Below are 12,777 nucleotides of genomic sequence, written 5' to 3'. Positions count from 1 at the left end.
TCTTCTCACACTAGCTGTCGTACGCCAAGCCGTGGTCCTTGCGGAACGTGGCAAGCAGTTGCCTGGCCACCTCCGGGTCGGACGCCATCTGCTGACGCACGTCCGCCAGCGACGCCACGTGCGTGCCACGCAGCCGTTCCTCGTCGAGCTCGTCGGTGAACACCTCGAGGATCGTCGCGCAGAACAGCAGGAAACCACTGCTCTGCGCGCGTAATCGCGCATAGTTCTCGTCATCCGGGCTCAGGCTCTCGGCCAGTTCGAGCATCTCGCCCGGTGTGGCGGCCGTGCGGGTGGCGAGCAGGTCGGCCATCAGGCGCGGTAGCCCTGGTCGCGGCTCCTGCGCGCGTGCCATCCCGGCGAACGCGTGGGACTTCTTGAGCAGTTCCTGGCCGACCAGCCGGGTGGCCACCTCGGCGAGCGTCGGGTTGTAGACGTCGAAGGTCACGTCGAGCATCTCGATCACCGTGCGCCGCAGATCGCGGGGCAGCCCGCCGGACAGGCAGTGCAGCAGCAGGCAGAACTGCTCCGGCGCGTCCGGCAGCCTGGCCAGGATCCAGAGCCTGCTCTCCTCGAACGTGAAGTGGTCCATCCTGATCATCTCGGCGAACGCGCTGTCGAACGCGTCACGCACCGCGATCCCGCGCTGTTCGAACGCGGTGAACGCGTCGTCGGAGACCGAGACGAGGAAGAGGCAGCCGGGGATGCCGAAAACACCCTTGATGTCGTTGACGAACTCGTGCGCCTTCTCCGGCTGGCCGATCTTGTCCAGCTCGTCGATGGCGATCACGATCCGGTCGATCAGCCCGGCCGCGGTCATCGCCGCCGCGGTCGCCCCGGCGTACCGGCGGAACTGCTCGACCACCTCGGGGTGCGTGAGCTGCTGTTCGGCGCGCTGGGACTGCCACGTCCGGCCCGCCTCGCCCTTCAGCGGTGTGCTGATCTTGCCCGACCAGCCGGTGGTGAACGTCTGCAGGAACCGGATCCGGTCCAGTTGGTGGCGCGCCTGAGCCTTGATGTGCCGCAGCGCGGCCCGGCCGCGCCGCACGCGTCTGCGGCCGGTCGTCGTGCGCCACAACCAGCCTGCGAACCAGAAGACGCCGCCGATGGCGTCCAGCACAAGACCGAGCGCGACACCCGCGAGGTACAGCGCGACCAACGCGGTGACCACCATGACCACGCTGTGCAGGAACGTGCCGCCGAAGAACACGCCCAGCAGCGCTTGGGGGAAGCCGTTCCAGATGGCCGCGGCGGACCGGCGCAGGTCCTCGGCGAACGTCCACACGGTCCTGCCCAGCGCCAGGCTGCCGAGGTACGCCGTGGCAGCGCCCACCGCGATCGGAACCACGAGCCGCCGGAGCAGGGCGCTGAGAATGCCTCGCTCGCCGGGCTCCGCCAGCCAGGTGTCGTCGATCTTCCGCGCGAGGGTCTCGTCTGCTTTCGTGACAACCGCCTTGCACAGCAGCGCATGCAGGTGCAGCACGAAGTCGCGTGCCTCGTAGCGGGCCGGCGCCGCGGCGACGACGGTGAGCGGCAGCGGCACGTCCGGTCCGTGGAACCGGCCGCGCGTGATCGACTGGATCACGGTGGTCTTGCCGGCCCCCCGTTGCCCGGCAAGGGCGATCGCACCCGACCCGGACCGGCCGATCACACGGCCAAGGCGTTGTGCCGCAGCCGTCACGACGACATCCTCATCGTCCTCCGTGTACAGGTTGACGGTCTTGCGGGACCGCAGAACGGTGTTGTAGACCCTTTCCTGACTGACGGTGAGGTACCGGTGCAGCTCGGGCAGGATCAACGTCGTCAGCACGACGTCCCACCGCTCACCGAGGCCGTACGTGGGATCCTCGGGACCGTCGGCCAGGTCGATCCCCGCCCCGGTGAAGATCTCCGGCGCCTGCTCGGCGGCGTGCCGGACCGACAGGCCCATCACCGCGATCAGCCCGATCACGGCAACGACCTGGTCGACGACGGCCATCGCCGGCCAGGCCTCGCGCATCAGCGAGATGTACCCGACACCGATCAGGAACAGCGACACCAGCCACAGCACCTGCTTGGCGGACAGCCGCGCGGCCGGCCGGGCGTCAGTGCGCCAGCCCTGCTCCAGCCGCTGGCTGGCCACCTCGTCCTGTTCCATGCGGACTCTGGCGAGCACACGCTGGTTGTCCAGCATCGCCTGACCGGTCCGCATCGGCGTGACCTGCGCCCGGTCCATCCCCATGACGATCTCGGGTTTCCGCAGCGCCTCGTGCAACAGGGCCGTCAACGCCTCCTGCGCCGGCTCCCATTCGCCGCCCTGCTCGTCGCCCTGTCCGTCACCGTCGTCGCGGTTCACCCGAGGATTCTAGGCTTCGGCCGAAATGCCGGGAGCTGGGCACCACGGCGGCGACGGCCGGTGCGGCGAAGCAGATCACCGCGCAGCCCGCGAGGACCGCTGTGGTCCCGTACGCGTCGATCGCCGGTGCGATCAGCGCGAGGCCGAGCGGCGCGAGCCCGTACGAGACAAGGAAGTCCAATGAGGACACACGAGCGAGCAGTTCCGGCCGCACCTCGCGCTGGGTCGCCGTGAACCACGGCACGTTGAACAGTTCGATCCCGATCCCGGTCAGCACATAGGCCGCGACGACCACGGCCGGTCCGAGGTCCACGAGCAGGCTCAGCGGAGCGAAGCCGTAACAGGCGAGGCCCGCCAGCGCCGCCCAGCCCTGGCGCTTGGGACGCCAGCGGGCGATGATCAACGCTCCGGCCAGCGCACCGGCCGTGTACGCGGTCAACGCCGCCGCGAGCACCGCTTCCGACCCGCTCAGCAGGGGCAGCGCCACTCCTGTCGCCGAGTACCCGGTGAAGATCACCGCGGCCAGCGCGCCGAGACCGGCCATGAACCACGGGTGCCTGCGCGCTTCCCTGACGCCTTCGGTGAACTCGCTGACCAGCCGTGGACGGGTGGCCTGCGCGGCAGGTTCGGCCGAACCGGCCGGCGGCAGGAGCGCCGCGACCAGCCACAGCAGACCGGTGCCGGCCAGCAGCCAGCCGGTGTCCACGACCGTGGCCAGCAACGCGGTCAGCCCAGGTGCGACGAGTGTGGTCACCCGGACCGAGAGCGTCATGGCCGCGTTGGCCCGCTGACGGCGCTCGACCGTGACCACTTCGGCCACCAGCGCCTGGAACGCCGGACGGCACGCGCCCTGCCCGACGCCCACGACAGCCGCCGCCACAGCCATCAGCGGCACCGAACCCACGGCGATCACCGGTGACGCACCGGCCGCGATCAGACCGGACCACAGCACGACGGCACGGCGTGAGTAGCGGTCGGCCAGCACTCCCCCGACCGGCACGGCCACGAGGAAGCCGATGGTGCGTGTGGCGAGGACCACACCGAGCGCGGCCGGGCTGAGCGTCTTGTCCAGCACGGCCAGGCCGAGGATGAACGGCAACGCCCACGTGGCCAGTCCGGACGCGGTCATCCCGGTCCACAGCCGGAGAAAGGCAGCGTCGAGCATTCGCCCCCCTCGCCATGACCAGTGACAGATGACAACGCGATAGTGAAAACCATTGTCAATGAGATACCCTGCTTGTTGCAAGTTACATGCGACAGGGAGGACTTCGTGATCCGGTTGGGCGCGGCACTCGCCGTAGTGGTCATGGCCGGCGCTTGTGCCGCACCCGCCGAGTCGGCCGCGCCAGGCCGGAACGCGACCACTGTCACCAACTGCGGGCGGGAACTGCGCTTCGACCGGCCACCGAGCCGGGTCGTCACCGTGGAGCAGTCCTCCACCGAGACCCTGCTGGCGCTGGGCCTGGGCGATCGCATGGTGGGCACGGCCTTCCGTTCCGGCAGGATCCTGCCCGAGTACCAGGCGGCGTACGACCGGGTCCCGGTCCTCAGCGCCAAGCAGCTGACCGGTGAGCAACTGCGGGCCGCCACGCCGGATCTGGTGGTCAGCTCCTTCGCGTCGAACTTCGTCAAGGACCAGCTCGGCACGCGCGAGGAACTCCAGGAACTCGGCCTGCCGTCGTACATCAGCGCGGTGGAATGCCACCGTGACGAGCCGGGAACGCCGTTCGAGCGACTGTTGCGGGACTACGAGAACTACGGCAGGATCTTCGGCATCCCCGATCGCGCGAACGCCTTGATCGCACAGCAGCGGGAGGCGCTCAAGCAGTCGACGCTGACATCGGGCAAACCGACCGTGGTGTACCTGTACTCGGTCTTCAAGGACTCCCCGTATGTCGCCGGGCACAACGGGATCCCGAGCGACATGAGCCGGATCATCGGTGCCCCCAACGCGTTCGACGACATCAGCGAGGAATGGCCGCAGGTGTCGTGGGAGGAGATCGCCAAGCGGAACCCGACGGTGATCGTCGTCGGTGACCTCGCCGACCGCGGCACACCGGGTGACAGCGCGGCCGAGAAGATCGCCATGATGCGTGCGCACCCGGTCATCTCGCAGCTGGACGCGATGCGGGGGAACAGGATCATCCAGGTGCCGGGAATCGAACTGGACCCGACTGTGCGCAGCGCCAACTCCTTGCGGCTCGTCGCCGAGGGATTGAAGTCGCTCGGTGTCGCGCGCTAGACGGATCGCGCTCGCGGCCGCCGCACCGCTCGCGCTGCTCGTCACGCTCCTCGTCGCCGTCCGGATCGGTGCGACCGGCGTCGGTTACGCGGACATCGGCCGGGTGATCGGCACCCACCTCGGGCTGCCGGTGCAGCCGCTGCCCCGGCTGACCGACTCGGTGATCTGGCAGTTGCGGATTCCCCGCGTCCTGCTGGCCGCGCTGGTCGGGGCGGCGCTCGCGGTCTGCGGTGCCGTGCTGCAGGCGATCACGCGCAACTCGCTGGCGGATCCGTACCTGCTGGGCGTCTCCAACGGAGCCTCCACGGGTGCGGTCGCGGTCGTCGTGCTCGGCGTCGGCGCGAGTTCGATCGGCATCACGGGCGGCGCGTTCGCCGGCGCCGCGCTGGCGTTCACGCTCATGCTTCTGCTGTTGCGCCGAAGCAAGTTGCACACGGTCCGGATCGTGCTGATCGGCGTGATCGTCGGGCAGCTGTTCGCAGCGGTCACGTCGTTGATCCTGATGGCGTCGGCGGATCCGGACACGACACGCGCGATCACCTACTGGCTGCTGGGTTCCCTGTCCTCGGCGCGATGGGACTCGGTCGTGGTGACCGCGATCGCCGCGGCGGTGGGCCTCGGAGTCATCTGGGTGTGCGCGCGGTCGCTGGACGTCCTCGCCCTGGGTCACGAAACCGCCGCGGGACTGGGCGTCGACGTCCGCCGGACGCGCCTGGTCCTGCTCGTGGCGACCGCGCTGCTGACGTCCGTGGCAGTGGCGTCGGTCGGGGCGATCGGGTTCGTCGGGCTGATCGTCCCGCACGGAGTGCGGTTCCTGGTCGGCCCCGAGCACCGCGTCCTGCTGCCGTACACGGCGCTGGTCGGGGCGATGTTCCTGGTGTGGACGGATGCGCTGGCACGAGTCGCGTACGCGCCTCGCGAGGTGCCGGTCGGCGTGTTCACCGCACTGGTCGGCGTTCCGCTCTTCCTGCTCGTGTCCCGCAAACGCGGTGAGCTGTGACCTGAGTCTCCGCTGACCCGGGGAAATACCTCGACCGGTGTGTGCGTTGTCGGAAATATCGTCTTGGGTGAGATGATATTCCTGACAAACGGGAGTTGCGGATGACTGACTACGGCCACGACCTGGTGCTGGGCACGTTCATCACGCCGTCCGCCAAGGACCCGGCTCGCGCGGTCGGGCTGGCCGAGCTGACGGAGGCCGCCGGGCTGGACGCGGCGACGTTCCAGGACCACCCGTACAACGCGGGCCTGCTGGACGTGTGGACGCTGCTGAGCTGGGTCGCGGCGCGCACGAACCGGATCACCGTGTCCGGCAACGTCATCAACCTGCCGTTGCGCCCGCCCGCGGTGCTCGCCACGGCGGCGGCGAGCCTGGATCTGCTCTCCGGTGGCCGGTTCGAGCTGGGCATCGGCGCGGGCGGGTTCGGCGACGCCATCCACGGCATGGGCGGCGGCAGCAAGAGCGCCGGACAGCGGATCGAGGCGCTCTCGGAAGCGATCGACATCTTCCGCGGCCTGTGGGACGCGGGCACACGCGGCATGTTCCGGTACGACGGACGGCACTACCAGGTCCCCGGCGTCAAACGCGGCCCCGCACCACAGCACGACATCGGCATCTGGCTCGGCGCGTACAAGCCGAAGATGCTGGCACTGACCGGTGCCAAGGCCGACGGCTGGCTGCCGACGCTGGAGTACCTCAAGCCCGGCGACCTGGCCGCGGGCAACGCGGCCATCGACGAGGCGGCGGCCACCGCGGGCCGTGATCCGCGCACGGTCCGCAGGCTGCTCAACATCATGGGCGCGAGCTTCGACCGTTCGGACACCGCACTGCACGGCACGCCCGCCGACTGGGTCGAGCAACTGCTTGAGCTGGTTCTCGAACACGGCGTCAGCGCGTTCTTCATCGGCGGCGACGACGCGAGGACCATCCAGGCGTTCGGTGCCGAAGTCGCACCCGCGTTGCGGGCAGCCGTGGCCGACGAACGCGGGACTTCCCAGCGTGTGGCGGGAATCGACTACGACGCGTTGCCGCGCGAGTTACAGGTCAGGTCGGTCGGGCCAGGCGACCGGGGCTACGAACGAGTCCGGCACACGTACTCGTACAAGGGATCTCCCGGGCTGGTGATCCAGCCTGGGAACGCCGAGGAGGTCGCGACCGCGTTGACGTACGCGCGGGCGCAGCAGGTGACGATCTCAGTGCGCAGCGGCGGCCACGGCATCAGCGGACGGTCCACGAACGACGGTGGCATCGTCATCGACCTCGCCCGGTTGAACAAGGTGAGCGTCCTGGACCGCGCAACGCGGCGAGTCCGCGTCGAACCCGGGGCCCGCTGGGGAGAAGTGGCCGAGGCGCTCGCACCCCACGGCCTGGCGGTGAGTTCGGGCGACTACGGAGGTGTGGGCGTCGGCGGCCTGGCAACCACGGGCGGGCTCGGCTACCTGGCGCGCAGCTACGGTCTCACGATCGACCATGTCCTGGCCGTCGACATCGTCCTCGCGGACGGGACAGCGCTGCGGGCCGACGAAACACACCACCCCGACCTGTTCTGGGCGGTACGCGGAGCGGGCGGCAACTTCGGGATCGTCACGGCGTTCGAGATCGAGGCGACGGAAATCACGGACGTCGTACACGCCTCCCTGGTCATCGACGCCGCGGAGGCAGCCGGTGTGCTACAGCGCTGGGGAAAGCTGGTGGAGGACGCACCCCGTGAGGTCACCAGTTTCCTCGCCTTGCTGCCAGCACGACGTGGCCAGCCGCCGATCGCTCACGTCACCCTGGTGTACGCGGGCTCCGACATCCCGGCAGCGCAGGCCGCACTGAGCCCGTTCCTCGGGACAGGACCGGTACTGCGGGAACAAGCACAGGTCATGCCCTACGCGGCCGCCCTGCACACCGCAGACAACACACACCACGGCCATGGCCTGTCCGACAGCCGCAGCGGCCTGGTCGAGCACATCACCCCCGAGGTCGCAGCAGCCGTCGAGAAGATCATCACCTCCTCCCACGTGCTCATAGCGCAATTCCGATCAGCAGGCGGCGCGGTCAACGACACACCCGCGGACGCGACCGCCTACGCACACCGCACACAGAACTTCTCCGTCCTCGCAGCCACCGCACCCAGCCGCGCGAGACAGCTGGACACCGTGTGGAGTGAGCTGTATCCGTTGCTGAACGGCATGTACCTGAGCTTCGAAACCGACACCAGCCCGGACAGGCTCCTGGACGCCTTCCCAGACAGGACACTGTGCCGACTGCTGACGTTGAAGGCGAAGTACGATCCGGACGGGGTGTTCGACAAGAACTTCGACCTCACCGCAGCCCGAAAGCTGCCAGTGCCGAAGGAAGGTTAGGCCGTATGTCCAGGACACCGGCCGGTGTCAACCTCGGGTGGGCGTTGGCCGTGGTGCTGCGACGCTGGCATGACAGCGTCGAGGAGGTCCTCAGCCACCTGCCGCAGGGAACACGCGGATACCACGTTCTGTCCACAGTGGTCCGCGAGGACATGCCGACACAAGCGGCACTGGCGGCACACCTGGCCATAGACAGAACAGTGATGACGTACCTGATCGACGAACTGGAAGCGGACGGACTGGTCGAGCGCCAACCCGACCCGGCCGACCGCCGAGCCCGCCGGATCGTGCCGACGAAGCGGGGCAGGGACTTCCTCGCCACAGCGGACCGGCGAGTCGCCGCCGTCGAGGACGCGATCCTGACCGGACTCACCCCGGACGAGCGATCAGCCTTCCATGACCTGACACACCGGGCAGCAACCCGGATTCACGCCGAGGACCCCGAAGCCGACCTGTGCGCAACCGTCAGGGAAGTCGTCGAGGAGACCCGCTGACTCACCGCCCCGCCTGCTCGAACACGGCGTGGATCCCAGCGCGATCATGGCCGGTGACCAGCAGATGGCGCAGAAGAAGGCGGGCCTTCACCGGATCGAGGAAGCCCGCCGGAACAAGGCCACGGCCAAGCATGTCCTTCTCAGAGCCGGGAAAAGCATAGGTCCGCGCCAGCGTGGACCCAGCGCCACCCCGAGAAGCAAGGACAACAGGAATCCTCCCCGCGAGATCACCGAGAACATCCACAACAGCCCCAGGAACATGCCCAGCCCCGAACGCAGCCACAACGAGGCCGTCAGCGTATTCACCGACGGCCCGCAACGCCATCCCGGTATCACCGAGAACTGTCGGAATCACAGGAACTTCGGCCGTACCACCGATGGCAGGCGGGAGCGTCACACGAGTGCGGGGCTGATTGATGATTCGAGGTTCGCCTTCGACAACGCAACCAAGAGGACCACCATTGGCAGACTGAAAAGTATGACCACTGGTTGAATGCGTCTTACGAACACGCGCCGCGGCATGAACCTCATCAGCGAACACAACCAAAGCACCGAGACCACGCGCGGTCTCAGCAGCCGCCGTCTGGATCGCCGCCAGAATATTGGCGGGACCATCGGCCCCAGCCAAAGTGGGGTTGCGCATCGCACCCGTAACCACGACCGGTTCCTGCCGAGCATGAGTCAGGTCAAGCAAGTAGGCAACTTCCTCAATGGTGTCAGTGCCTTGGGTGACGACAACCCCGTCCGCCCCACCAGCCAACCGCTCATCGATGGCGGCAGCCAGCTCCGAAACGTCCTCAAAGGAAAGAGAAGCCCCAGGAATCCGCCGGAAGTCGATGACATCGACAGCAACGCCACTGCCAGCCAAACCAGGAACACCAGCAACCAACTGCCCAGCCGACAACGCGGGAACAACCCCACCACCAGAGTCGGCGGTCATCGAGATCGTCCCACCCAGCCCGAACACGACCACTCGCTTCATAGCCCAACCATAGCCTGCCACCCACACAGTCCACGCGGATCACATAGACCACGCCCGAACCAGCCCGAAAAGCCAAACCCGGAAAGCCGGAAGCCGGAAGCCAAAGCCCCAGAAGCCGTACGGCAGAAGGCGGGAGCCGGGAGCCGGGAGCTCACGAAGCCAGAAGCCACAAAAGGTCGAAGCCTGCAAAGCAGAAAACCGAAAGCGAGAGCACCCATAGCCCAAACCAAAACCCAAGGGCGGCGCCGACTTTACATGGGCGAGGGTGGCCGTACGCTTGCGGGCGTGGTGAGCTCCGCCATTTCGGAAAGTGCTGAGCCATAGATAATGAAGGGGCTACGCCTTGACACTCGATGAGGCCACCCCGGCACGGCGAAGAGAACCAACGACAAAGCACCAAAAACCGGAAAAGGCTCAGAGCCGAGCCCGACCCAACCTGTCCATGATGACATCACGCAAACCAGCGGTAACAGCAACAGTGTTGACAGACTCGGAAGTATGCGAACTCCCGTCATAATCGAGAACCAGCCCGCCGGCCTCACGAACCAGCAGCACCCCAGCCATCGTGTCCCAAGGCTTGTTGGACAGATTGACAGTGGCGTCCAACCGCCCCTGAGCCACCCAGGCCAGATCAACAGCGGCAGTGCCGATCATCCGCACCCGCTGAACGCGCGCCCCCAGATCGGCAAGCAAAGCCAGACGCACACGGTTCTTCTCAGCAGCTTCACCACCACCGACGGCGAAATCCCCGATCGACACAACGGCATCAGACAGTTCCGTCACCGCGGAACACCGCATGGGCTCGCCGTTGGCATAAGCCCCACCACCGGCCCGCGCGGTGTACCAAGTGTCCATGAAGGGCAGGTCGATCGCGGCCAGCACGGCCTGCGTTCCGTCCACCAGAGCCAGTGACACCGCCGAAAGCGGGATCCCCCTGGCGAAGTTGGCTGTCCCGTCGATCGGGTCGAGAACCCACCACAGCGTGGAGTTCGGCGCGCCCGTATCCCCGTGCTCCTCGCCGACCAGCCGAATGTCGGGTGTTTCCCTGGCAAGGAAGTCACGCACGGCGTCTTCGACCGCGAGGTCGACGTCCGTCACCATGTCCCTGTCGCCTTTGGCGGTCACGCTGACCGGCGCTCGTTGCTGAATGATCTTCCGCGCCATGGACACTGCCTGCGAGGCGATGGGCATGAGTTCCGCGTGATCAGCCATGCGGCCACCTTACGGCTCCACCGGCCGGCCGGCCGGCCCGTGAGCGGGCATTGCGTCCGAGAACGTGTAGTCCGCGCCCCAGTTCGTCAACTCAGAGCACGGAGGACGGCGCCAGCGGAGGCGGCGTCACGGGACGCATCGCCACGTGGCCCACGTGGTTGCGCCACGCGTGCCGCCCTGATCTGCGCAGGACGTCGACCGCTTCACTGACGAACCCTTCGTCGTCGAGCTGCGCGGCGAGGATCGAACTGCACCGGGCGCGGTCCTCAGCGGGCATGCCGGCAGGTGCGTGGCCGAGGTAGCCGTCCGCGTCACGGGGGCACATGTTGAGCTGGGCCAGCAGGGAGTCCATCCGCTTGTCGAACCTGCGCAGGAACGGGGTGTCCGCGCGGACTGTCCCGACCGCGTGGGCGTTCGCCAGGTTCTCGAGGTTGTCGTCGTGCAGGCCGTACCAGGGGGCGAGGTCGATCGGGCGGACGTTGTCGATGCTGAACGCGAACTCCTTGGCCACCAGGCGGTCGTTCTCCTTGCGGTACACGGTATAGCGTGAACTCGCCGAGTCCATCCAGTTGCTGCCGCAGAGGAACAGGCCGCCGGGGCGTAACAGCGGCGCCGCCCACGCCAGCGCCTTCTGGCGGAACGCGTGGTCGAAGTACATGAACACGTTCATGCACCTGATCACGTCGACGCCACCGTCTATTGTGTATTCGCCGATGCCGCCGCCGACGAGTTGCAGGTTGTCCGTCTCGTAGCGGTGCATGGGGTCGCGGACCAGCCTGCCGCCGTCGTCGGCCACCTCGTCGCCGGTCAGTCGGGGCAACAACCGCTCGAGGATCTCCTGGAACCGGCGCTTGCTGGTGTCACTGTCGGGGTCGTACGTGCCTGCTTGGTAGTAGCGCAAACGTAAGTCGTCGTCGTAGCAGGCGTACGCGCCCTCGGTGTTGTACACGACATACCGGCTGAACGCCGGGTCCACGCCGACCACGCGCCACCCGGGCAGCCGCTGCGCGGTCTCGATCGTGGTGAACGGCGGGAACCCGCAGCCGATGTCGACGAAAACACCTTGTCCACCCGGCCGGTGCCACGGGTTGCGGGCCACGTATTCGTCGAGCACGCGGTGCCTGCCCGCCATGGTGACCGGCGGAACCGTGCCCGACCAGGCGCTCGGCACCGTTCTCGGCACGCTGAAACCGATCAGCCACGCGGTGAACACCGACAGGTCGGCCGGCCGCAGCCCGGCGGCCCGCATCAACCGGAAAGCCCGGTCGGCCAACGCCAAGGCGTCTTCGGACGCGTCGGCCAGTTCACGCAGCTCGGCGAGTACCCCAGTGGAGAGACGGCCTTCGAAGTACACCGTGTTCCACCGGTCCACGATCTGGACCACACACCACATCTACCGAAAGAGACGCCTTCGCGCCACAAAAAAGACATAAGGGTGAACCCGCCCGGCCCGGGGCCGGGCGGGCGCGGTTCAGCCGCCGGTCGAGCCGTCCATCGCGCGGACCAGGCTCGCTGGCCGCATGTCCGTCCAGTTCTCCTCGACGTAGGCGAGAGCCGACTGGCGGTCGGTTTCCCGTACCACCACGGTCCAGCCGGACGGCACGTCGGCGAACGACGGCCACAGCGAGTGCTGGCCCTCGTCGTTCACCAGTACGTGGAATGTGCCATCCGGGTCGTCGAACGGGTTGGTGCTCACTGCCGACCACTCCTCCAGTCCCGGAAAACCATGGTCACCGAATGTATTCCGGCAGCACTGCCGGTGGCCAGACGGTGTGGTCGAAGATACCCATCGAGTACACCCTCGAAACGAGAGCGACCCGGTTGGGCACCTTGAACTTCCTGAGCATCACGTTGACGTGGTACTCGACCCCCTGCCTGCTGAGGTACAGCTCCGACGCGAGCTGGACCGTCGACGATCCCGCGGCGACGCCTTCGAGGACCTTCGCACTCAGCGCGCTCAGCGTTGCGGGTGATTCCACGACCGATTCACAGGACATCGGGCCACTCCCCCGAAAGTCGATCCCCCAGCAATGACAAGCAATGCCGATATGCTTTTCCCGCGAGCTCCCATCACTTGTTCGCCACCCGTTGCGACGCACTCGTCCGAGAATGCCACCACGCACGGCGACCACGCAAGCCTGCCCCGTCGCAGCGCGGGTGACGC

At 67.5% G+C, this 12,777-nt stretch carries 11 protein-coding genes; 4 read left to right on the top strand and 7 right to left on the bottom strand.

What is annotated here, in order from left to right; translation table 11 throughout:
* Nucleotides 1–10 precede the first annotated feature (10 nt).
* Together AOZ06_RS19140 and AOZ06_RS19135 are read right to left on the bottom strand one after the other, a co-directional pair.
* Complete coding sequence (locus AOZ06_RS19140) at nucleotides 11–2,332, bottom strand: hypothetical protein (protein ID WP_054290657.1); 2,322 nt, start codon at nucleotides 2,330–2,332, stop codon at nucleotides 11–13.
* Nucleotides 2,313–3,497, bottom strand: coding sequence for an MFS transporter (locus AOZ06_RS19135; RefSeq protein WP_054290656.1), 1,185 nt, complete (start codon nucleotides 3,495–3,497; stop codon nucleotides 2,313–2,315). The genes AOZ06_RS19140 and AOZ06_RS19135 overlap by 20 nt, the downstream gene beginning before the upstream one ends.
* A 105-nt stretch (nucleotides 3,498–3,602) precedes the next feature.
* Here AOZ06_RS19135 and AOZ06_RS19130 point away from each other — a divergent pair, with 105 nt between their 5' ends.
* The 4 genes from AOZ06_RS19130 to AOZ06_RS19115 all read left to right on the top strand — a co-directional run bounded on the left by AOZ06_RS19130 (nucleotide 3,603) and on the right by AOZ06_RS19115 (nucleotide 8,419).
* Entirely contained in the window at nucleotides 3,603–4,574 is a 972-nt protein-coding gene (locus tag AOZ06_RS19130; protein WP_218922015.1) for an ABC transporter substrate-binding protein, read from the top strand.
* A complete protein-coding gene (locus AOZ06_RS19125; RefSeq protein WP_054290655.1) occupies nucleotides 4,561–5,574 on the top strand; it encodes a FecCD family ABC transporter permease in 1,014 nt (337 codons plus the stop codon). The genes AOZ06_RS19130 and AOZ06_RS19125 overlap by 14 nt, the downstream gene beginning before the upstream one ends.
* 101 nt (nucleotides 5,575–5,675) lie before the next feature.
* Nucleotides 5,676–7,925, top strand: coding sequence for an LLM class flavin-dependent oxidoreductase (locus AOZ06_RS19120; protein WP_054290654.1), 2,250 nt, complete (start codon nucleotides 5,676–5,678; stop codon nucleotides 7,923–7,925).
* 5 nt (nucleotides 7,926–7,930) lie between these two features.
* Entirely contained in the window at nucleotides 7,931–8,419 is a 489-nt protein-coding gene (locus AOZ06_RS19115) for a MarR family winged helix-turn-helix transcriptional regulator (RefSeq protein WP_054290653.1), read from the top strand.
* 1 nt (nucleotide 8,420) lies between these two features.
* Here the strand turns inward: AOZ06_RS19115 and AOZ06_RS19110 are convergent, their stop codons facing one another.
* The 5 genes from AOZ06_RS19110 to AOZ06_RS19090 form a co-directional block, all read right to left on the bottom strand.
* Nucleotides 8,421–9,401: an asparaginase gene (locus tag AOZ06_RS19110; protein ID WP_054290652.1), complete on the bottom strand. Its 981-nt coding sequence runs from the start codon at nucleotides 9,399–9,401 to the stop codon at nucleotides 8,421–8,423.
* A gap of 414 nt (nucleotides 9,402–9,815) precedes the next feature.
* Nucleotides 9,816–10,613 (bottom strand): inositol monophosphatase family protein, encoded by a 798-nt coding sequence (locus tag AOZ06_RS19105; RefSeq protein ID WP_054290651.1) that lies wholly within the window; start codon nucleotides 10,611–10,613, stop codon nucleotides 9,816–9,818.
* A 91-nt stretch (nucleotides 10,614–10,704) separates the two neighbouring features.
* Entirely contained in the window at nucleotides 10,705–11,997 is a 1,293-nt protein-coding gene (locus AOZ06_RS19100) for a class I SAM-dependent methyltransferase (RefSeq protein ID WP_157233109.1), read from the bottom strand.
* An 87-nt stretch (nucleotides 11,998–12,084) separates the two neighbouring features.
* Nucleotides 12,085–12,309, bottom strand: a complete 225-nt coding sequence (locus tag AOZ06_RS19095; RefSeq protein WP_054290649.1) for an MbtH family protein — start codon at nucleotides 12,307–12,309, stop codon at nucleotides 12,085–12,087.
* Nucleotides 12,310–12,343: 34 nt separating this feature from the next.
* Nucleotides 12,344–12,610, bottom strand: coding sequence for a LuxR C-terminal-related transcriptional regulator (locus AOZ06_RS19090; RefSeq protein ID WP_054290648.1), 267 nt, complete (start codon nucleotides 12,608–12,610; stop codon nucleotides 12,344–12,346).
* Nucleotides 12,611–12,777 lie beyond the last annotated feature (167 nt).

The sequence above is a fragment of the Kibdelosporangium phytohabitans genome (assembly GCF_001302585.1).
In the GTDB taxonomy this organism is placed as follows: Bacteria; Actinomycetota; Actinomycetes; order Mycobacteriales; family Pseudonocardiaceae; genus Kibdelosporangium; species Kibdelosporangium phytohabitans.
The sequence above is the reverse complement of the archived record's forward strand: the minus strand, read 5'-3'. Positions and strand labels throughout refer to the sequence as shown.